Source organism: Paraburkholderia sp. MM6662-R1, from assembly GCF_050436245.1.
Classification (GTDB): domain Bacteria; phylum Pseudomonadota; class Gammaproteobacteria; order Burkholderiales; family Burkholderiaceae; genus Paraburkholderia; species Paraburkholderia tuberum.
On the sequence record NZ_JBNDLV010000002.1, the window covers coordinates 48,228 to 66,472 of the forward strand.

Here is an 18,245-nt window from a genome sequence, read left to right on the forward strand (position 1 = left end):
ATTGTTGTTCAACCCTTCGGGAGCTCACTCCCGGCGGGGCTGGGTTCCCTCTCCGGAGACCCACAATGCAACAGCAACCTACTCTTGCCCTCAAACAGATCACCATCGCTGCCAATCCCCGCACGTACTTCGATGCGGCGGAAATGGAAGAGCTGACGGCTTCGGTCCGTGAGAAGGGCGTCATCCAGCCTGTCATCGTTCGCACGCTTGCTGATGGCGGATTCGCTCTTGTCGCCGGTGGCCGCAGATACAGAGCTGCCATGACGGCGCATGGCGAGGATTACGAGATACCCGTCGTCGTGAAGGAGATCGATGAAGTCGAAGCGAAACAGCTTGCGATCATCGAAAACATTCAACGCGCGGATATGTCGCCTGCCGAGGAAGCCATTGCAGCAGCCGAGCAGGTCGGGCTGTGCAAGGGCGATCGCGACGAAGTCGCGCGCATCTTCGGATGGTCGCGTGCCACGCTCGATAAGCGCCTGGCGCTCATGAACTGCAGTGCTGCCGTTCTCGAGGCGCTCAACACCCGGCAGATCCTTCTGGGTCACGCGGAACTGCTGGCGGCGCTTCCGAAGGAAACGCAGGACAAGCTGCTGCCCGTGATCATTCAGGAGGGCAAGCCGGTCGCCGAGTTGAAGAAGAAAATTGAACAGGTCGCCTGTTCGTTGTCTGCTGCAATTTTCGACAAGACCGACTGCGCAAGCTGCCCGCACAACTCGTCCACGCAGGGTGAGATGTTCGGCGAGTCCATAGCCACTGGCAACTGTACGAACCGTCCCTGTTTCAACGAGAAAACGGAGAAACAGCTTGAGGCGGTGGCAACGGGCCTTCGCGATGATTTCCCCGTCGTGCGCATCGTGCGCGCGGGCGACAACCACACCCGCATACAGCTTGCTGTGGAGGGTGCAAAGGGCGTCGGCGAGGAACAGGCGAAAGCCTGCCACGCGTGCCAGAACTACGGCGCGGCGGTGAGCGGCCTTCCGGACTCAGTCGGCAAGGTCTACAAGGGCCAGTGCTTCGACACCGTCTGTAACATGAAGATGGTGGCCAAGCGCCTGCAGGCCGAAAAAGCTGCTGTCGCGCCGAAGCCTGAAGCGAAGGTCGATGGCACCGGCACGGCGAAGGCTGCAGCCAAAGCCTCCGGCACCGCACCGTCGACGACGAGCAATCCGCCGGCGACAGTCGTTGCTGAATCGGACCGTATCAAGACGTATCGCGTGGCGTTGTGGCGCAAGGCTTTGCGTCGCGAGGTTGGCCAGAATGCCGCGCTAGCCACAGCGATACCTTGTCTCGATCGCTCTCGCCGGACAGGCCCGCTGTGTCGATGACTCGACCATGAAGGGCATCTGGGAGAAGCTGACCGAAGAAAAGATCGCGGTGTCGGATGTGGCCAAGGCCGCAACGTCCGTGGCCGCCGCTGACGACGACAAGCTCGCGCTTGCTGTCACCGGCGTGACGGTCGCCGCGATCCAGGGTCTCGACGTTCACCATCTGACGAGTCTGTGCCGTCATCATCAACTCGACCTCAATCAGCACTGGAAGCTCTGTAAGGAGTTTCTGGAACTGATCACGAAGTCGGAAATGATGGTGGTGGCCGACGAGCTTGGCATCCGTGCCGCGCTCGGCGACGAGTTCAAGAAGGTGTTCAGCAAATCGAAGGCGGAAGTCATCGATGCGCTGCTCAACGTCAAGGGCTTCGACTACACCGGAAAGATTCCGAAGGTTCTGAAGTATTAACGCACCCTCCGGCGCATCGACCGAAGCGGGCATTCCGTGTCCGCTTCTCTTCTCTTATGGGCTGCCCACGGGCGGTCCTTTTTTCTTTCAGGAGTTTTTATGTTCGTTGAAATTGAACCGCTGTTGAAGTCGTGCGGCGCGCTGAAGTTGGTCATCAAGATGAAGGGAGATGCAATGGTCGTGTTCGTCATGCCGGAAGGCGAGGCGAAAGACACGGCGCTGCGTCAACCGCTCGTGATGACGGCTACGGCCGCCGAACTCGATGCTGGCTTTGCGGAGCACGTCGCGACCTACACCGGCGCTCATGCGTCGCTGGCGGAACAGGTGGCGGCTACCACCGCAATCCTCGGTGAAGCGCAGAAGGCCCAGGTCACGAAAGCGACCAAAGCTCTCTCGGGCAAGGCTGGCAGAAGTTCGCCAGCCGCGGCGAAAGCGTCACCAGACGAGGACGCTGAGGATGACGACAATGAATCGTCGGAGTCGGACGCACCGGCCGCCGCGAACGAAGGCAAAGGGGACGCTCCGGCGCCTGCTGAGCCTGCTTCGAGCGGCACCGACCTCGCTTCGCTCTTTTAAGGAGGCAGGGTCATGTCGATTTCGATCACCGCGCTCGTTCGCCAGTTCTCTTACAACGGCGTTGCCTTTGCCGATCCCGGCCCGGCGTTCTCGCCCGAGGACGTTCGCGATCTCTACTCGGCGCAGTATCCCGAGCTGACGACTGCGTCCGTCGATGGGCCCGAATTCGCGGGCGATGTCGCAACCTACAAGTTTGTCCGCGCGGCAGGCGCCAAGGGTTCGTATGCGTAAGCAGACGCTTCTCAAGGCTCTAGCCGACCCGGCCAACGGGTTCAACCAGGAACCGCCCGGAAGGGCGGTTTTTTTATATGACGACGAGGTTCGCCAATGCTGTTCGATCCTTCATTCACTGATAGAGCGGTCGATGGGGGCGCCGGTGCGTCCTGGCAACCGCCAGTCGCTGCCGTTGCCCGACATCGATCTGCCGATTGTGTTCTGACGCTGCCGGATGTTGCTGAAGATGTTCCTATGCGCGCATCGCTGAAATGGCGCGAGGACACGTCGGTTGATGCGGTCGTGCTTGAGCAGTTCAGGCACGGGCCGCTTCTCGCGGCTGACGTAGAGGCGCCTGTCAGTCCGGTCGACGCGTTCCAGCAGGCTTTCTTTGCGTGGGCGCGTCGGCAACTGCCAGCGCCGCTTCGTCACATGTCGTTCGGACTGGATCTGTGTGACACCAACGCGGTCACCGATGCCATTCAGCATCAGTACGACCACGATGAGTTCAAGCCACGCACGCCATTGCATCTCGGCGTGAAGTGCTCCGACGAATGGGTGCACCAGGTCGGCGATCTTGCCGAACCGCTCCGACGCGCTCATCCACTGCTGCTGCACACGATCTTCGAAACGGTAGATCGCGTGTCCGGCAAGACAGTTTTGATTCGTACGCCCGGCTGGTTCCTTTGCGAGGCGTCATGCATGCACTGGGAGGGCGACGAAAGCGCGACCGACGAGGACGTGCGTGAGTGGCTGCAGGAGATGAATGGCGACGACGCCGACGTTATTAATCGGTATCTCCCGTCCGTACTTCGGCCGCTACTCTGTCCTGACGAAATCCGCGTTCCGGCAAAAGTCGAGGGACGCCGCTCACGGTCTTCAACGCTTTCGGATAACGAGTTGCGGGAGTTGCGCAAGGCGTCTCCCGCGATGGTGGCAAGGGTGTGCGTGGAACTGCTCGCCCTGAAGCACCTGTTACGCAAGGCAGGCAAGTCCGGGTGCCTTTCTGATGGCTATGACGCGCAACCGATCTATTCGGGCTGCACGCTGCTCCTCGCGCACAACGAGCGAACTGGCGAATTGCTTGACGACCACATGGAGAACGCATTCCAGGCGGGCGAAGCGACCGAGTACAGCCGCTTCATCACTTTTTCCAACACACGACAGGGCATCCGCGAGCAGTACACGCAATGGAGCCTTGGCTTGCGCATGCTTCATCACCTCGATCGCCTTCTGGCGCTGGTGGTGGATCCTAACTAGGAGTTTTCCAATGAAAAATGTTTCGATTGGCCAGACGGGTCACGACGTTGCGTTGTCGTCAGCCCTGCTGCTTTATACCGCTCAGAATGGTTCGCACTATGCAACGGTGCATCCTGTCGCTGCGGAACGCGAAACCGGGCGCCCGATTATCGGTGCCGGTCGGCCGCTCGATCGGAAGGCCCTGATCGATGCACTGATGCAGCTGGATCGCAATGCCGCGCCCAAAGCCGATTTTCTCCCCGCGACTGTGCTTGGGGTGACGTCGGCGGCAGTGACGTGGTGGTGCCCGCCGGCTCCGCGACGCGTGTTTTTCAGGTGTGAGGAGCTGGGTGAGCGCAGTGCGATCGTGCCTCATCCGGGACTGGTCTTTCAGGCCAGCACCAATGGCTTCAGTGTCTTCGCGCTGAAAGGCGACAGCAGACCTGAACCATCCACACCGCTTTTTGAGCCTCCGTACTTCAACACGTGGGACAGGGGCAAGATTTGCATCGGTTCGGCCAACGTCCCGCGTCGCATTGAGGTCGCGGCGATCGGTGGATGGGAAGAGGGCTTTTTTACTTCGGCCTTCACTCACCCGAACCACGGCGGCAAGCGTGTCGAGTACAAGAACGGCTTCTACGCGTTCTGGAAAGACATGCTCGACGGCAGCTTCGAGGCGTTTCCGCTCGATGCGCTGGTGCCGATGAAAGACGCAACTGTGGGCAAGCTCGTCGCCGGAAAGATCGGAGGTCAGCAATGAATCCGGTCGATCAGGTGTTGCAGGGTTCGTTCCCGTCCGTCATGGTGCCGGCGCGCGAACCGGTTGTCCCGATGTCCGCGTCTGGCGAGCGACTGCTCATCGCGTCCAATGGCGTGTTCCTTGAAATCAACCGGCCGTGGATACGGCTTGTCCGGCTGCTGGGCTCGTATGGCTGGCGCACGCCGGTGCCGTATGGCGAGGCGGCCGATGCCACAGAAGTCCGCTGCGGTGCTGTCCCCGGAGAGATGGTTGCCGGGTTCGCAGGGATGGCGCATGCGGCTTTGCCCAACGAGGTTGGGGCGTGGATCACCTGGAACGCGTCGACTGGCGCGTTCCGGTTGGTGCCGCTTCCTTCGTTGTCGCACAGCCCGGATCACCTCCATTACGAGCGTCCGCAACTGGAAGCTGGCGAATGGCTGGTGGTTGACTGCCATTCGCATGGTCACGGCAAGGCGTTCTTTTCATCGACCGATGATCGTGACGATCAGCACGATGTGAAGCTGGCGCTTGTGCTTGGCCACTGCCATCAGACGCCGTCCGTTGCGCTGCGGTTGTGCGCAAAGGGCCGGTTTGAGGTCCAGCGCGCTATACCAGAGCGCTGGCAGGCTGCGTTGGCCCGGGAGGTCCTATGACGCTACTCCATACGACACCTGCGCACATGCTGAGCGGGCCGTGGAAGGTGGTGGTCGTGGGCGCTGGCGGGACTGGCAGCGCCTTGCTTCCTTCACTTGCACGGCTGCATCACGCGATGGTCGAGCTCGGGCATCCGGGCGGGATCGAATGTGTGGTCTATGACGATGACACGGTCAGCGAGTTCAACGTTGGCAGGCAGGGCTTCTATCCAAACGACGTCGGCCAGTACAAGGCGACGCTGCTGGTAAACCGCCTGAACCTGCTGATGGGAACGAACTGGACGGCCGAGCCGCGCCGCGTCGATTCGAAGCTGAATCTGTATGCGGACATGGTGATTGGCTGCGTCGATTCGAGGCGTGCGCGTCATGCGATCGCGCAGGCTGCGAAGCGGGGCAAGGTTCGCTATTACCTCGACTGCGGCAACGAGACGGATCGTGGCCAGGTGATTCTCGGCGAGTTCGGCAAGGCACGGCATGACAGGCTACCTCACGTGGGCGACCTGTTTCCCGACCTGCTGAATCCGAAAAATGACAAGGGCGACGATGCGCCGTCCTGTTCGATGGCCGATGCACTGCGCAAGCAGTCGCTTGTCATCAATCAGGCGATCTCGGTGCAGGCGTTCAATCTGTTGTGGTCACTTTTCCGCAACGGTGGCCTCACCTTCTCGGGCGTATTCGTGAACCTCGCAACGGGGCGAACGAATCCGGTTCCCATCGATCCGGCGGCATGGTCGCGATTTGGCTATGACGCGCCAAAGCCGCCTGTGAAAAAGACCAGAAAGCCCGCGAAGGCCAAGGTCTCCGTCTGAGTCGCACCCGTTCAGGGTGCGGCGCTATACCTCTCTGATGACCCCGCTTCCGCGGGGCATCGAATTCCCTATCTCAAACTGGAGGAGTCTCAATGACCCAACCAAAACCGTCGACCCCGGTCGGCAAGATGCTCATTCGCTGTGCCCAGTCCGCGGCGGCTGGAGCCGCTGTTTCGTATGCGGCCAACCACTACGCGGTAGTGCCGGTGCTCCAATCGCTCGCGCAGGCGGTCCTGCATCACGAGGAGCTTGTCAGCCCTGACGTCGGGAAGCGGCTGCTCATGGTGCTCGCGGTTGCTGCTTTGTTGTTCGCGGCGTCAATTGCGACTGAGCGGCGTCGCAATGCATTTCTCGATGCCGTCGCTTCGCGCGGCCGGCGCCTCGCAGGCTGGCTGATGGCCGGTGCTGCGGCGAAGGTCTGTTTCGTCTGCGGCGCGCTGGCGGGTTTCGGCGGTCAAGGCCTGCTCGCAGGCCTGCTGACGCTCGTGATGTACGGCGTTGTTCTCCTGTGCGTTTGGCATCTGGTGATGTCTGCGCGGATGCCTCGCCGTTCCCGGTCGTAACCGACCCTCTTTCTCTGCCGCCCTCGTGGCGGCTTTTTTCTTTTCCCTCAGCGGGTTTGCAGCCCGTTGGGGGCTGCTCCGCATTTACATATCGGAGCTTCAAATGAGTGCAACTATATTGACTGGCAAGAAGGCTGGCGCTTTCCAGGCGGCGGATGGCGAATGGATGTTCGCGTTGTTCGAGCGGACGTACGAGAAGAACTGTTATCCCCACATCGACCAGTGGTCAGCGATGGCATTTGGGCGATATGCCGACGTGATGCGAAGGGTGTTCAGACACGCTTCATCGTGCGAAGGCGGCATGCTGCAAAGCCGCGCGGGCTACATCAGGCCAGAAAATTACATTGCGACCTGGCGGTCGTTGCTCGCGAAGCCATTCCGGCTTCCTGACCAGACAATCCGGCTGGACGTTTCAACGTCCTTCCGGGCGGCGATTCCCGAAGCGTCGCTCGATGACGTTCGCAGCAGTCTGACCGCTGCGGGATTCGCTGAGCGCGTGGACGAAGTGGTAGGCGGGCAAGCGGACGTCTCGTTGCACGGCGACGCTGCGCTGCTGGAGGCCATTTACGGCGAAAGCGGCGCGCTCAGCGCATGGCGAGTGCTGCGGGAGCATGACTGCTCAAGTGTGCCCGTCGCCGCGGACCTCAAGCTGCCGTCTCGTGCCTCGTCGGCGCTTGACCGGATGCCGGCGGTGCGATGCTACAAGATCGATGATGAAAACCGCTTGGTGTCGTTCGACGGGCAACCGTGGGAAAACGCGGGCTGGCAGTATTCGGCGATCGGTAGCTTCATCACGGACGTTGCCTATCCGATTGAAATGGAAGCCGCCGGCTTCGCGAAGGCTGCGATTCCGGTGTATCGCGAGTTGATGCGGAACGCTGCCCCGTTGCCGGGCGAGACAGTCATCGAAATCACCCGGTTGCCACAGGGTCTAGAGGACTATTGCGCGCGTGTTGCCGACGAGCTCGCAGGCTACCTCGGGCTTGCTGACGGCGAGGGCCATGCGCCTGAACGGTTCAGTTTCCGGTTTGGCAATGTGCCGGTCGAGCCGCGCGGCTCCGCGATGTACAAACTGTGCAATCTGCGCAGCCAGCAGGTGACGTGGACCGTACCGGAAGACGCAGCGTCGACGCAGGCGGTCCATACGACGCCATGCACGGACCTCGCCCAGCTGATTCTCGAACTTGCCTAATCTCTGACGACAAGCGCCGCACCCGAAAGGGGCGGCGCTTTTCTTCTTACCAGTAACGTCGACGACGGCGCAGGTAGATCGCCAGGGCGAGTAGCCCAACAAACAGGGCCTCGACTCCCCATTTCAGCCAGTCACTGCTGACGAGCGGTTCGCTCATTGGATGGAAGAACGTATCGGCGTCACGCCTCCCGCTCGCGATGCTATCGAGCACCGGCCAGACCGCGGGCCAACTGACCACGAGAAAACCCGCAAGCAGTGGGAAGCCGAAATCGTCAAGGAAGCGCCACGCGAGAAGCGCTATGACGGCGCAGAAGAGGACCGGCATGGCCGCAGTGCATACGGACGAAAAACTGGCGCCAAGACTGCGCGAGAGCCAGAGTAAAAATGCGAGGACGCCCAGAATGCAGAGAGCGATGAGTGACGTGGTTGCGTCGTTGCGCATGGAGGATTACCCCTTTTGGTTCGTTGGAAAATGAGTGGGGCGGCGATAACCGCCCACGGTCGTCAGAAAGCAAAGGCCGCCAGGAGCGGCAACTCACGCGCACCTTGCGTCGCGCCGCGAGCGGCGCTCTCGGCAAGCAGCGCGTCGTAGCGCGGAAGAACCGACTCCGCTGAAGTGTGTTCGACGTCGATGCCAACAAGCGCGCCGAAGCGCGTTCACTTCTGCGGTGCTGGCGACGGTTCGCTGGACACGCGTGGCCCGGCTGGTGAGGCGTTCGCGGAGCGACGAGAGGTCGATGATCTGGAGGGACATGGCGCGCAGTGGAAGTGATCGTGGTTCATCTTCGCAGTTGCAGCGCAAAGTCAAGGTGTCGCCAGTGCCCATTCCGGCGAAAGCGAATCGGCCCCGAATGAGGCGTCTTTTCGGAGGGTTGGCGCTCGGTCACGTCGATACAATGAAGTCTCTCTCTTGTTCGTAATGACCACCCTCGGAAAGACGAACTCTTCAGGCCAGCCTTTGGGCTGGCCTTTTTTTCGACCGTTGTGTGACGCGGCCAGCGAGAGACGGGTGGAAATCTGGAGCATTGCGGGCGTGGCCCGTGCCTTGTGCCGATAGACTGGCTTCATTCCCTGCGCTACTGCGCATCGACCTCGACACGATCCTCTCCAGGACCGTTCATTTTTCTCTCCACGCCGTTCACCTGAACGGTCTATCGAAAAGGCTGACGTTCGCGTCGGCCTTTTTCCCTTCGCGATGGGCTTTCCCACCGTTCGTTGCAAGCCGTAGCTGACGGCGGATCTCTCGTCCGTCTTATTTCATGTACCCATCTGGGAGCCTCCTCCCTAATGGGAACGGCTCCCTGTTTTCAGGAGCCGCACCATGACACAGCAAGTCATCATTTCCGAAGCGCTCGCACGAGTTCTGGCAGTTTCCGCAGGCCCTGTCAGGGTCTCGGAAAAGTGGGGCTTTCGCGAAAACCAGCGTGTTCTCGCGCAAGCTGTCGCGACTTTGCCTATCAGGACGTTCAGTGGCTCCATTCTCTATCTCTGGAGCGACGGGACGGCAACAGTGAAGTTTGACTACGACTTCGCGTTCGACGCTGAGCGCGAGCTCGTCAGCAATGGTCGGGTCGATCTGCATTACCTCACCCGTCTTGCGTCATAACTGATCCACGTTTTCTTTCCCCGTCAGGGCAACCTCCCTGACGGGATGGTCGCCCTTCATCTCGTTGAGGCAATCATGTTCAAGCTCATTATTAGCGTCGTTCTTCTCTCATTTCTGACCGCTTGCGCGAGTGCGGATTTCGGCTCGCCGAATACGTACCAGCGTTACGACGTGCAGCACATCGGCCAGATGGAGGAGGCGACCATCGTCCGCGTCCGCCAGATCACGATCGAGTCCAGTTCAGATTCGTCAGGGCTGACCTCGATTGTCAGTTCTGCGGCGAGCGCGTTTCTTGGCTCGCAGATCATCGGCAACGGGCGCGGCCGCTATATCTCGGGGGCGCTCTCTGGCGCTGCTGCAGGCTTCATCTCGCAACACGTCAGCGCTGCGATGTCACGCCACAGTGGCATCGAGGTCTTCCTGCGTCGCGCAAACGGCCAGACCGTTGTCGTGTCGCAGGTTGACGACCAGCAGTTTGCCCCCGGCCAACACGTTTATCTGATCTCCAGCGGATCCGGTTACCGGATAACGCACTGAAGCTTTTATCTGCCGCTTGAACCCCTTCTTTCTCTGAATCCTCCAGGAGTTGTTATGAATGGCTATGAACTGATTACCCACGGTCGGACTTCGGGTTGGAACCCGGAGACCGACGCGGTCAACGCAGTGAATTTTTACGGAATGCGTCCGGTGGAAGTTGCCGCACAGGCTGGCGACGTTCGCGAGTTCGCAGCGATCGTCGCGCATCCCGACTTCGACCCGACCGGCGCGCGCCCGCATTATTTTGCGGATGTGGGACGTCTTAGTGACGGCGACGGTGACGCGAGATTCGCTCGCCTCAGACCTGAGCTTGACGCCTACAAGTCGCGCTTCGTCAGCAGGCCACGTTAGCGAGACGATGTAGCAGTCGAAATCATTTGTCCGCGTCCGAACTGGACGCGTTTTTCCCTTGCGGGGCAGCCCCCGCAAGGGAGCTGTCTCGCCTTCCGAGACTCAACCATGAAATTTCCCAGGCTGTTTTATGCGGATCGCCGATCCGCCGGCGCTGGCACCAATGCTGCACTACAGCAGCAGGCTACGCGCGTCCTTCGTAAGCGACTCGGCACGACCGTTTCTCAGTGCTGAATATTTCGACGCATGATGGGCGCGTTCAGCTTGACGGAGACAGTCAGCCATGTCGAACGCAGCGGGCCGTACGCATCCCCATCGCACGTATGCGCAAGCATTCAAGCAGCAGGTGATCAGGGAGACATTGGAACCCGGCATGTCGGTGTCGATTGTTGCGCGACGGCACGACATCAACGCCAATGTGGTGTTCGCATGGCGCAAGCAATACCGTGAAGGCAAGCTGGTCATACCTGCACTCGAAGCTGCGCCGAGCGTGCCCAGCACGAAGCTACTGAGCGTCGACGTGATCGACTCGGCATTGGTACTGCGGCCGCCTGAGCCGGCAGTGGCGTCGGAAGCGACGAGCGGCGTACCGATGCCGGCGCCCGCGTGCGAAATCGAGGTGGAGATCGGCAAACGACGTGTGAGGATTCGCGGCCTGTCTGCCGAGCGCGCTGAAGCGTTCCTGCAGGAATGCCTGAAGTGATCGCGCTGCCGGCAGGTACGCGCGTTTGGCTCGTGGCCGGCGTGACAGATATGCGCTGTGGCTTCCAGGGGTTGGCCGCGAAAGTGCAGACAGCGCTCGAAGAGAATCCGCTGGGTGGCAACGTATTCATCTTCCGCGGCCGCCGCGGCGATCTCGTGAAGCTGCTTTGGGCGACCGACGATGGGCTCTGGTTGCTCGCAAAACGATTGGAGCGAGGCCGGTTTATCTGGCCCCAGGCCGACGGTGGAAAGATCCATCTGACGAGCGCACAGCTATCGATGCTCCTCGAAGGCATCGACTGGCGACACCCGCAACGCACCGCTGCTCTGTCGATGTTGTAAACCACATCGAAGGCTCGTAAACTGCGACGCATGTCCCAATCTGCGCCGCTTCCCACCACCGTCGCGGAGCTCCAGGCTCTGGTGCTCGAGCAGCAGGCGTCGATCGAGAACATGGTGCGGGAGATCGCCGCACGGGACGACGAAATCGAACGCCTGAAGGCGCAGATCGACAAGCTCAGGCGGATGTACTTCGGGAGCAAGTCCGAGAAACTGGCCCGGCAGATCGATAAACTCGAGGCGCAGCTGGAAGACCTGACGGCCGGTCAGGGCGCTGCCGAGACGCGAGGGCACCGAGACAAGACGTCAACGGCGCCGCCCGGTCGAGCGCCCACGCGAGAGCCGCTGCCGCAGCACTTGCCACGCGATGAAATCGAACTTACACCGAAGCCGGCTTGCCCCAAGTGTGCGACAACGATGCAGCGACTCGGCGAGGATGTCTCCGAGCAGCTCGCGCGCGTAGCGGCTGCGTTCAAAGTGATCCGCACGATCCGTCACAAGCTGTGCTGTCCTGACTGCGGCCACATCGAACAGCCCGCGATGCCCAGCCTGCCCATCGAGCACAGCATCGCGCATCCGAGCCTGCTGGCCGACATTGCGGTATCGAAGTTCGCCGATCACCAACCGCTGTACCGCCAATCGGAGATTGCGGCACGCGACGGCGTGACGCTGGATCGCGCCAGCATGGGCCGCTGGATCGGGCAGATCGCCGAGCTCTGCGGGCCGCTTGTTGAAGCAATCCAGCGCTACGTGCTAGTCCCCGGCAAGGTACACGTCGACGACACACCGGTTGCGGTGCTCGCGCCAGGCAACGGAAAGACGGTGACCGGTCGCTTCTGGGTCTACGTGCGTGACGATCACCGCTCGGGCTCGACTGAGCCGGCTGCGGTATGGTTCGACTTCTCCTCGAATCGCAAAGGCGTCCATCCTCAGACCCGGCTCGCCGCATTCCGCGGCATCCTGCAGGCCGATGCTTACGCCGGTTTCGATCAACTGTATGCGAGCGGCGAGATCCACGAAGCGGCATGCTGGGATCACGCGAGGAGGTACATCTACGATGTTCACGCGCGCACACCGACTCCAGATACCCAGCAACTGCTCGAGATGATCGGCGAACTCTACAGCATCGAAGCCGACATCCGCGGCAAGGCGCCTGACGAGCGTCTGCGCCTCAGGCAGGAAAAGAGCAAGCCGTTGCTCGCGAAGCTCGAAGCGACGATCAGGGTGAAACTCGCGACGCTATCGACGAAGTCCGCGCTCGCAAAAGCAATCAACTACTCGCTGAACCACTGGGCGGCGCTCGTGTTCTACTGCGAGGACGGTCGAGTCGAGATCAGCAACGTGCTTGCCGAGAACGCGCTGCGCTGTGTCGCGCTCGGACGCAAAAACTATCTGTTCGTCGGCTCTGACAGCGGGGGCGAGCGAGCCGCCGCGATGTATAGCTTGATCGGGTCGGCAAAGCTCAACGGGATCAACCCGCGCGCCTATCTGGAATACGTCCTGACCCATATCGCTGATCACAAGATCTCACGCATTGACGAATTGCTGCCCTGGAACGTGGCCGACAAACTGAAGCCGGCCACTCCGCCTACACCCTTAACCGGGTAGATCTGGATAGATTTGCGTGGATCGTGTCCACGATCAGCCGATCATGGACACGATCCCCCGTGATCTATACGAATTCCACCACGACAGCACCATCATGCCTCACGCGCGCGCGAATGAGGAACTGGCCCAGCCGAGTCGCTTACCGTCCTTCGACGTGTTGCGCAGGATCTTCGTCTTCGCGCCCATGAAATTGTTGTTCAACCCGCGCGCCGCAATTTTCCGGGCCGCGTGTCTCTTCGCACCGAGACGTTATTTGTCGACGTGCTGGACCGTCCTTGCCAGAAGCCGGTGGCGCTAAGCTTTCGTACGCGCCGCGGTTGCTCAGACCTCACTGGTGGCGGTGAGAACCATGTGCCGCTCGAGCAGATCGAGACGACAATTGGTTATGAGTCGTTTCTCGATGGGCTGCGTCTCGCCGGGGGCATCGACACCTCTTCAGGAGGTCGCCGATGAAACTCGCGAAGGTCAAGGTCGAGTACACGGGCGGCACGACGATTACGGAACGGGTGACACTCGATCCGGAAACGGGGCAGGTGCATCTGCCGCCGCGTCTTCATGCACTTATGCAGACGATGGACGAAAACGAGTGCTCGCCATCGTTTGTACTGGAATACAACGGTTCGAGGCTGCCGGTCACGATGGATTCAAGCGGATTGCGGAAAGTCGTCATCCCCCTGGAACCACGATCAGGCTTCCGGCAAGTGTTAGACCCGACGAAGGACCAGCGGCAGCAGAATGCGCGCTACCTGCATACGCTCTCAGCTGCGTCCGTTGGCGGATTGGTCGGATATGTCCATGCAGCATCCAGTCTGGACTTCACAACGGCGGCCGGCACAGGGATTCTGGCCGTAGTTGCGATACTATTGTGGTACGTTGGCTTCGTTGGAATGAAAGGAGATTGAAATGGTTGCAAACCTCATCACTCTCGTTGTGGGCGTGTCCATTGCAGCATTCTTTCTCTGGACAAATAACAACGGCATCAAGCGCGATCGTGAGCGCGCGTGGGGCAAACGTGATTGACGACGTGGCGTAAGGCCGCGTCCCAGAAGTAGGAGCCGTACCCTTATGGGTGCGGTTTTTTTTCGCCTTTTTTAGACCACTGAGCGCGCCTTCGGGCGCGTTTTTTCTTTTGTGAGACCAGAAATGAATCATGCATTTGTGAAGCCGGCCGGTTTTCAGGAGCCCGTTGCAATCGCCTCAGGCGTTGTCGAGGGCTTCGTCGCTTCGGTCGCTGCTGGAAATGGAAACATCCCGCGCCGCGAGCGACTTGATGTGGAAGGCAAGACCGTTGGAGAAGTCTGTTCGATGCTCTGCAAGGTGTTGCGCAGTACGGAGCTTGAGCCGGAGTGGCTCGTGACTGCAAACATGCTGGACGATGCCAACGAAGCGACCAGCGGTGCGCGGATGGACAGAGTCTGGCCTGCACACAGCGTCTGGAATCGCGTGGCCGTCTCGGTTGACATCGGCAAATCCGAAGGCTGGATTGTTCATGTCGACTGGATCAGCCGCACGGAAATACCGGACGTTGTCGGCCGCGGATATGCCGTGATGCCGCTCCTGCGCGCAAAGGTGTTCGTTGCAGATCAGGCGTGGGAGCTGGCGCGCTTTATTGCACGCGCGATCGACGTCGCGTAACCCCGACTTTTTCGCGTCGTAAGGCGCAACCATCAATTCAACCCTCTGCGGGCACTCGACCCGACAAGGGAACGATTGCCCGCTTCTTTTTGCCCGGAGCAATCGTGTATCAACTTTCCTTCGCTGGTCTTTCCCTATCCATCGGTACGCTGCTTGAAGTGCTGGCAGTCTTCAGAACCGACACTCGCCTTCTCTCCGTTGAATCCTCTGACATCGTGCTTATGCATGGCGGTCAGCCCGTTGCCGTCACCCGTTACAACGGGACATTGACGGTGCGCCGACCGGGCGCCGCCCAGGACCTGTTCCTCTCGATGATTGACGAGATCGACGGTGCATACTTCCGTCCGAACGGCGTTGTGCAGGCAGCATGGCAGATCCGTCGCTCGCACTGGAAGCTGCTGTATGACGCTTTCGACCTCACGTCGCATCCCCGGCTCATCTTTTCGTCGGAGCAGATCGACGCGGCGGCCGATGGGCGAGGCCACCTTGGTTTGCATGAGCTGCTGCAGTACGAGTGCGAGCGCCGGTTCGGGTTTCGTTACGCGGGCCCGGAGTATGGCCGCACCCGGCATCTCAACGGCCGGCATGAAGTGCATGTAGCGTATGCGCTTGTTGAAGGGTGGCCAGTTCCTGAGGCGGTGCTCGCGGAATATCGTGAGCTGCCCGACAGGTTCACGACCGATGTGACGTGGGGCCGGGCACTGATAGACGTCCCCGAGCTACGAGGCGCGATGTCTCCTGACAAGGCTCGAGTGTTAGTGAGCGTGATGTCGCGCGAGAAAGGCGGCATTCATTTGGGCAATGCAGCGCTGCTCGCGATGGTCATGCGGCTGGCTCCGAACAAGCCGACGTACGCAGAAGTCGATGATCTGCTGTTCCGCCACGGTCTCGTTGAGGCGTACAGCCTGCCTGAGCGGTACGCGACGCCGCAGCCGCTTGGAGCGCCTGTCTCGAAGTTCGCCGAGGTGTATCGAACGAACATGGCGGACAAGCGGCGGGATACCGAGATGGCACGCCTTCGCAGGGAGCGCGAGGCGGGCCGGATGTCGCAACGGACGTTCGATCTCCAGATGCAGATCGCGCAGTTGGAGCATGGACGCGAGACCTTCGCTTTCGGAAACGAAATTTCCAGGGCGATTGACGGCGGCGATGTGCGGTACCTGCTGGACATCATGGACTGCCCGGACGAACGTAATCGCGTCTCAAAGCAGACGGTGCGCGAAGTGTTCGGCGCCAAGCTGCTCGGCGTGCGTGCTGCCGCGCGGCGACGCGCGATTTTTGCGTTGGCGGGCTTCGATGAAGCCGGTCAGGCTGAGTGGGAAGCGGCCGGCTCCCAGCAGGCTCGCGAGCGGGTTGTGGAAGCGCATCAAGCGGCGCGTGCGGCCGCAAGCATCCATCCGACTGTCTACGCGCGGGCGAATGTGGCGCACCACGTCTAATAAGCGTTCTTTTCGACAACCCGGCCTCGTGCCGGGTTTTTTTTCGCCTGCTGCCGGGGCGGCGAAGCTAAGGCCATATAAAAAAGCGACGATTCGGGGGGCGGGCCGGTTGGTCGCTCCCTACACTGAGGACTTCACCCGCGTCATTGACGCATCGACCCGCCGACACGTCGGCATCTATTTATCGCCCCTGAGGGACCACGTCCCTTCGGGCGTAGTCTTTCCGGGGCTTTCTCTTTTCTGGAAAGCCATCATGAAAGTTACGCCCGCACAACTGACCGAACTGCTCTCGCTGTATGTACCGAAGCGTCTGCCGGTGCTCATTACCGGTCGCCGCGGGTATCGGCAAGAGCGACATCGTCGAGCAGACCGCTCGCGACACCAATCACGACCTGCTCATCAGCCATCCCGTCGTTGAAGATCCGACCGACTCGAAAGGGTTGCCGTTTCCTTCTGCCGATGGGGCGACTGCGAAGTTCCTTCCGTTCGGTGACCTGGAACGCGCGATGACGGCAAGACGCCCGCTCATCTGGTTCCTGGACGATCTGGGGCAGGCCTCGCCCGCAGTTCAGGCAGCGAAGATGCAGCTGCTGCTGGCGCGCCGCGTCGGTGAGCACGTTCTGCCATCCCACGTCACGTTTCTCGCGGCCTCCAACCGCCGCACCGACAACGCCGGGGTGACGGGAATTCTTGATCCCGTGATTTCGCGCTTTGCCACGGTTGTAGAGCTGGAGCCAACCATCGACGACTGGTCCGCCTGGGCCAATCGAGCAGACGTGCCGCCGGAGCTGATTGCGTTCCTGCGCTTTCGTCAGGATCTGCTGTCGGTGCAGAAGACGTCGCGTGACATCGAAAACGTGCCGAGTCCCCGAAGCTGGGGATTCGTCGCCAAGACGATGGGCGTGGTGCCAAAGCATCTTGAGCATATCTCCTACGCGGGATCGGTCGGCGAAGGCGCTGCAACGGAGCTTGTCAGCTTCCTGCAGATCTATCGCGAACTGCCGAATCCGGACGCCATCCTGGCGACGCCGGACTCAGCCCCGATCCCTGAAAAGACGTCGGCGCTCTATGCCATTTCGACGGCGCTGGCGGCTCGCGCAACCGAGGGAAACTTCGATCGCGTGGTGACGTACACCGAGCGGATGATCGAAGCGGGACACCGCGAGTTCGCTGCTCTGCTCGTGCGTGACTCGCTGCAACGCTCGCCGGCTGTCGCCAACTCCCACGCCTTTATCCGGGCGCAGGGCGGTGAGATCGGCAAGATCATCAAAGGCGATTAAGCCACCAATTTTTTCCCTAAGCTGTTCAACCCCTTGGCCCTGAAGCGTCTTCCGACGCCCAGGGCCTTTTTCTTTGCCTCATCCATTCCATTTCTCTACCGGAGTTTTCTCATGAACATCTCTAACATCCAGTCGAAAGTCATGCTGTGCTCGGTCACGATCTCCACGTGGGTTGCCCGTCGATTCGACGGCAAGGCTACCGAAGAGGTCGAAAACCGACACCATGCGAAGGGCATCGGCAGATTCAACAAGCGCCTCCTGCCTGAGCATGCGCCAAGCTACAAGGAAGTGCTGACGATCGCCAGCCGCATCCGCGGCTACTTCTACGATCACTCGCTGAAGTACGACCAGCTTGGAGTTCGCCTGCTCCCGACGATGGTGTACATGGAGTTCGCCGACAAGATGCGCTCGTTGAAAGACGAGTTCGATCTGGCGGTATCCGTGTTCCTCACCGACTACCTGAACCTGAAGGAGCTCGCCCGCGCGGAACTCAATGGGCTGTTCAACGAGGCGGACTACCCGACCCTCGCGGAACTGCACACGAAGTTTGGCGTGAAGATGGCCGTGCTGCCGTTTCCGGACGCGAGCCAGTTTGGCGTCGATCTGCCGGAAAACGTGCTGACGACGCTGAAAAGCGAACTCGACCAGCATGTGCTCGCCTCGATCACCACGGCGAACGAGGATTTGGTGGAGCGCCTGTACGAGGCGGTATCGCAGATGGCTTCCCGGCTGTATGCGACCGGCAATGTGCGGCTCGACGTGGCCAACAACGTGCGCGATCTGTGCGCGTTGCTGCCGAAGCTGAACTTCGCCAACGATCCGAAGCTCACGCACATCCTTGAACAGGCAAAGACACATCTTGCCGTTCACACGGGTGCGGACCTGAAAGAGTCGCGCGTCCTGCGTTCCCAGGTGGCCAGCAAGGCACAGGAGATCGAAGGGCTCATGGCCGCTTTCATGGGCATCGCCCCGGAAACGGAGATCGAGCGGGCCGAGACGGGCAACCAGTTGCGGCTCGTCGCTTAAG

Annotated in this window: 20 protein-coding genes and 2 pseudogenes; 21 read left to right on the forward strand and 1 reads right to left on the reverse strand. The window is 60.7% G+C overall.

Going from position 1 to position 18,245, the window contains the following annotated elements; translation table 11 throughout:
• Positions 1 to 65: 65 nt before the first annotated feature.
• The 10 genes and pseudogenes from OKW39_RS21205 (at position 66) to OKW39_RS21250 (ending at position 7,721) form a co-directional block, all read left to right on the forward strand.
• A pseudogene (locus tag OKW39_RS21205) lies at positions 66 to 1,737 on the forward strand (PRTRC system ParB family protein).
• 99 nt (positions 1,738 to 1,836) lie between these two features.
• The gene (locus OKW39_RS21210) at positions 1,837 to 2,313 is read left to right on the forward strand and encodes a PRTRC system protein E (protein WP_429563542.1); all 477 of its coding nucleotides are present in this window, start codon (positions 1,837 to 1,839) and stop codon (positions 2,311 to 2,313) included.
• A gap of 12 nt (positions 2,314 to 2,325) precedes the next feature.
• Complete coding sequence (locus OKW39_RS21215) at positions 2,326 to 2,544, forward strand: PRTRC system protein C (protein WP_128584721.1); 219 nt, start codon at positions 2,326 to 2,328, stop codon at positions 2,542 to 2,544.
• Positions 2,537 to 2,752 (forward strand): hypothetical protein, encoded by a 216-nt coding sequence (locus OKW39_RS21220; RefSeq protein ID WP_429563543.1) that lies wholly within the window; start codon positions 2,537 to 2,539, stop codon positions 2,750 to 2,752. The genes OKW39_RS21215 and OKW39_RS21220 overlap by 8 nt, the downstream gene beginning before the upstream one ends.
• Before the next feature lie 29 nt (positions 2,753 to 2,781).
• The gene (locus OKW39_RS21225) at positions 2,782 to 3,786 is read left to right on the forward strand and encodes a PRTRC system protein F (protein ID WP_429563544.1); all 1,005 of its coding nucleotides are present in this window, start codon (positions 2,782 to 2,784) and stop codon (positions 3,784 to 3,786) included.
• A 10-nt stretch (positions 3,787 to 3,796) separates the two neighbouring features.
• Positions 3,797 to 4,525: a PRTRC system protein B gene (locus OKW39_RS21230; RefSeq protein ID WP_090812819.1), complete on the forward strand. Its 729-nt coding sequence runs from the start codon at positions 3,797 to 3,799 to the stop codon at positions 4,523 to 4,525.
• A complete protein-coding gene (locus OKW39_RS21235) occupies positions 4,522 to 5,157 on the forward strand; it encodes a PRTRC system protein A (protein ID WP_429563545.1) in 636 nt (211 codons plus the stop codon). Before OKW39_RS21230 ends, OKW39_RS21235 begins: the two co-directional genes overlap by 4 nt.
• Positions 5,154 to 5,966, forward strand: coding sequence for a PRTRC system ThiF family protein (locus OKW39_RS21240; RefSeq protein ID WP_090812821.1), 813 nt, complete (start codon positions 5,154 to 5,156; stop codon positions 5,964 to 5,966). Before OKW39_RS21235 ends, OKW39_RS21240 begins: the two co-directional genes overlap by 4 nt.
• A 92-nt stretch (positions 5,967 to 6,058) precedes the next feature.
• A complete protein-coding gene (locus OKW39_RS21245; protein WP_429563546.1) occupies positions 6,059 to 6,529 on the forward strand; it encodes a hypothetical protein in 471 nt (156 codons plus the stop codon).
• Between the two features lie 25 nt (positions 6,530 to 6,554).
• The gene (locus tag OKW39_RS21250; protein WP_429563547.1) at positions 6,555 to 7,721 is read left to right on the forward strand and encodes a hypothetical protein; all 1,167 of its coding nucleotides are present in this window, start codon (positions 6,555 to 6,557) and stop codon (positions 7,719 to 7,721) included.
• Between the two features lie 46 nt (positions 7,722 to 7,767).
• On the opposite strand, the gene OKW39_RS21255 is transcribed toward OKW39_RS21250, so the two are convergent.
• Entirely contained in the window at positions 7,768 to 8,163 is a 396-nt protein-coding gene (locus tag OKW39_RS21255) for a hypothetical protein (RefSeq protein WP_090812826.1), read from the reverse strand.
• A gap of 879 nt (positions 8,164 to 9,042) precedes the next feature.
• Between OKW39_RS21255 and OKW39_RS21260 the strand changes: the two genes are divergently transcribed.
• From OKW39_RS21260 to OKW39_RS21310, 11 genes and pseudogenes are all read left to right on the forward strand, one after another.
• Positions 9,043 to 9,327, forward strand: coding sequence for a hypothetical protein (locus OKW39_RS21260; RefSeq protein WP_090812827.1), 285 nt, complete (start codon positions 9,043 to 9,045; stop codon positions 9,325 to 9,327).
• 75 nt (positions 9,328 to 9,402) lie between these two features.
• Positions 9,403 to 9,864 (forward strand): hypothetical protein, encoded by a 462-nt coding sequence (locus tag OKW39_RS21265; protein ID WP_090812950.1) that lies wholly within the window; start codon positions 9,403 to 9,405, stop codon positions 9,862 to 9,864.
• Between the two features lie 54 nt (positions 9,865 to 9,918).
• Positions 9,919 to 10,215 (forward strand): hypothetical protein, encoded by a 297-nt coding sequence (locus OKW39_RS21270; RefSeq protein WP_090812828.1) that lies wholly within the window; start codon positions 9,919 to 9,921, stop codon positions 10,213 to 10,215.
• A gap of 283 nt (positions 10,216 to 10,498) precedes the next feature.
• Positions 10,499 to 10,918 (forward strand): IS66-like element accessory protein TnpA, encoded by a 420-nt coding sequence (gene tnpA / locus OKW39_RS21275; protein WP_429563548.1) that lies wholly within the window; start codon positions 10,499 to 10,501, stop codon positions 10,916 to 10,918.
• Positions 10,915 to 11,259, forward strand: a complete 345-nt coding sequence (gene tnpB / locus OKW39_RS21280; RefSeq protein WP_027803720.1) for an IS66 family insertion sequence element accessory protein TnpB — start codon at positions 10,915 to 10,917, stop codon at positions 11,257 to 11,259. The genes tnpA and tnpB overlap by 4 nt, the downstream gene beginning before the upstream one ends.
• Positions 11,260 to 11,289: 30 nt before the next feature.
• The gene (tnpC, locus tag OKW39_RS21285) at positions 11,290 to 12,864 is read left to right on the forward strand and encodes an IS66 family transposase (RefSeq protein WP_429563549.1); all 1,575 of its coding nucleotides are present in this window, start codon (positions 11,290 to 11,292) and stop codon (positions 12,862 to 12,864) included.
• A 449-nt stretch (positions 12,865 to 13,313) separates the two neighbouring features.
• Positions 13,314 to 13,766, forward strand: a complete 453-nt coding sequence (locus OKW39_RS21290; protein WP_429563550.1) for a hypothetical protein — start codon at positions 13,314 to 13,316, stop codon at positions 13,764 to 13,766.
• Between the two features lie 241 nt (positions 13,767 to 14,007).
• Positions 14,008 to 14,499, forward strand: a complete 492-nt coding sequence (locus OKW39_RS21295; RefSeq protein ID WP_429563551.1) for a hypothetical protein — start codon at positions 14,008 to 14,010, stop codon at positions 14,497 to 14,499.
• 104 nt (positions 14,500 to 14,603) lie between these two features.
• The gene (locus tag OKW39_RS21300) at positions 14,604 to 15,938 is read left to right on the forward strand and encodes a hypothetical protein (protein WP_429563552.1); all 1,335 of its coding nucleotides are present in this window, start codon (positions 14,604 to 14,606) and stop codon (positions 15,936 to 15,938) included.
• Positions 15,939 to 16,191: 253 nt separating this feature from the next.
• A pseudogene (locus OKW39_RS21305) lies at positions 16,192 to 17,218 on the forward strand (ATP-binding protein).
• 111 nt (positions 17,219 to 17,329) lie between these two features.
• Positions 17,330 to 18,244: a hypothetical protein gene (locus tag OKW39_RS21310; RefSeq protein WP_090812834.1), complete on the forward strand. Its 915-nt coding sequence runs from the start codon at positions 17,330 to 17,332 to the stop codon at positions 18,242 to 18,244.
• Position 18,245 lies beyond the last annotated feature (1 nt).

Excerpts from the sequence above, each read along its gene's own strand:
- OKW39_RS21220 (WP_429563543.1), top strand. The coding sequence starts at position 2,537 with ATGCGTAAGCAGACGCTTCTCAAGGCTCTAGCCGACCCGGCCAACGGG.
- OKW39_RS21310 (WP_090812834.1), top strand. The coding sequence starts at position 17,330 with ATGAACATCTCTAACATCCAGTCGAAAGTCATGCTGTGCTCGGTCACG.
- OKW39_RS21210 (WP_429563542.1), top strand. The coding sequence starts at position 1,837 with ATGTTCGTTGAAATTGAACCGCTGTTGAAGTCGTGCGGCGCGCTGAAG.
- OKW39_RS21290 (WP_429563550.1), top strand. The coding sequence starts at position 13,314 with ATGAAACTCGCGAAGGTCAAGGTCGAGTACACGGGCGGCACGACGATT.
- OKW39_RS21270 (WP_090812828.1), top strand. The coding sequence starts at position 9,919 with ATGAATGGCTATGAACTGATTACCCACGGTCGGACTTCGGGTTGGAAC.
- OKW39_RS21245 (WP_429563546.1), top strand. The coding sequence starts at position 6,059 with ATGACCCAACCAAAACCGTCGACCCCGGTCGGCAAGATGCTCATTCGC.
- tnpC (WP_429563549.1), top strand. The coding sequence starts at position 11,290 with ATGTCCCAATCTGCGCCGCTTCCCACCACCGTCGCGGAGCTCCAGGCT.
- tnpA (WP_429563548.1), top strand. The coding sequence starts at position 10,499 with ATGTCGAACGCAGCGGGCCGTACGCATCCCCATCGCACGTATGCGCAA.
- OKW39_RS21215 (WP_128584721.1), top strand. The coding sequence starts at position 2,326 with ATGTCGATTTCGATCACCGCGCTCGTTCGCCAGTTCTCTTACAACGGC.
- OKW39_RS21260 (WP_090812827.1), top strand. The coding sequence starts at position 9,043 with ATGACACAGCAAGTCATCATTTCCGAAGCGCTCGCACGAGTTCTGGCA.
- OKW39_RS21240 (WP_090812821.1), top strand. The coding sequence starts at position 5,154 with ATGACGCTACTCCATACGACACCTGCGCACATGCTGAGCGGGCCGTGG.
- OKW39_RS21225 (WP_429563544.1), top strand. The coding sequence starts at position 2,782 with ATGCGCGCATCGCTGAAATGGCGCGAGGACACGTCGGTTGATGCGGTC.
- OKW39_RS21265 (WP_090812950.1), top strand. The coding sequence starts at position 9,403 with ATGTTCAAGCTCATTATTAGCGTCGTTCTTCTCTCATTTCTGACCGCT.
- OKW39_RS21230 (WP_090812819.1), top strand. The coding sequence starts at position 3,797 with ATGAAAAATGTTTCGATTGGCCAGACGGGTCACGACGTTGCGTTGTCG.
- OKW39_RS21295 (WP_429563551.1), top strand. The coding sequence starts at position 14,008 with ATGAATCATGCATTTGTGAAGCCGGCCGGTTTTCAGGAGCCCGTTGCA.
- OKW39_RS21235 (WP_429563545.1), top strand. The coding sequence starts at position 4,522 with ATGAATCCGGTCGATCAGGTGTTGCAGGGTTCGTTCCCGTCCGTCATG.
- OKW39_RS21255 (WP_090812826.1), bottom strand. The coding sequence starts at position 8,163 with ATGCGCAACGACGCAACCACGTCACTCATCGCTCTCTGCATTCTGGGC.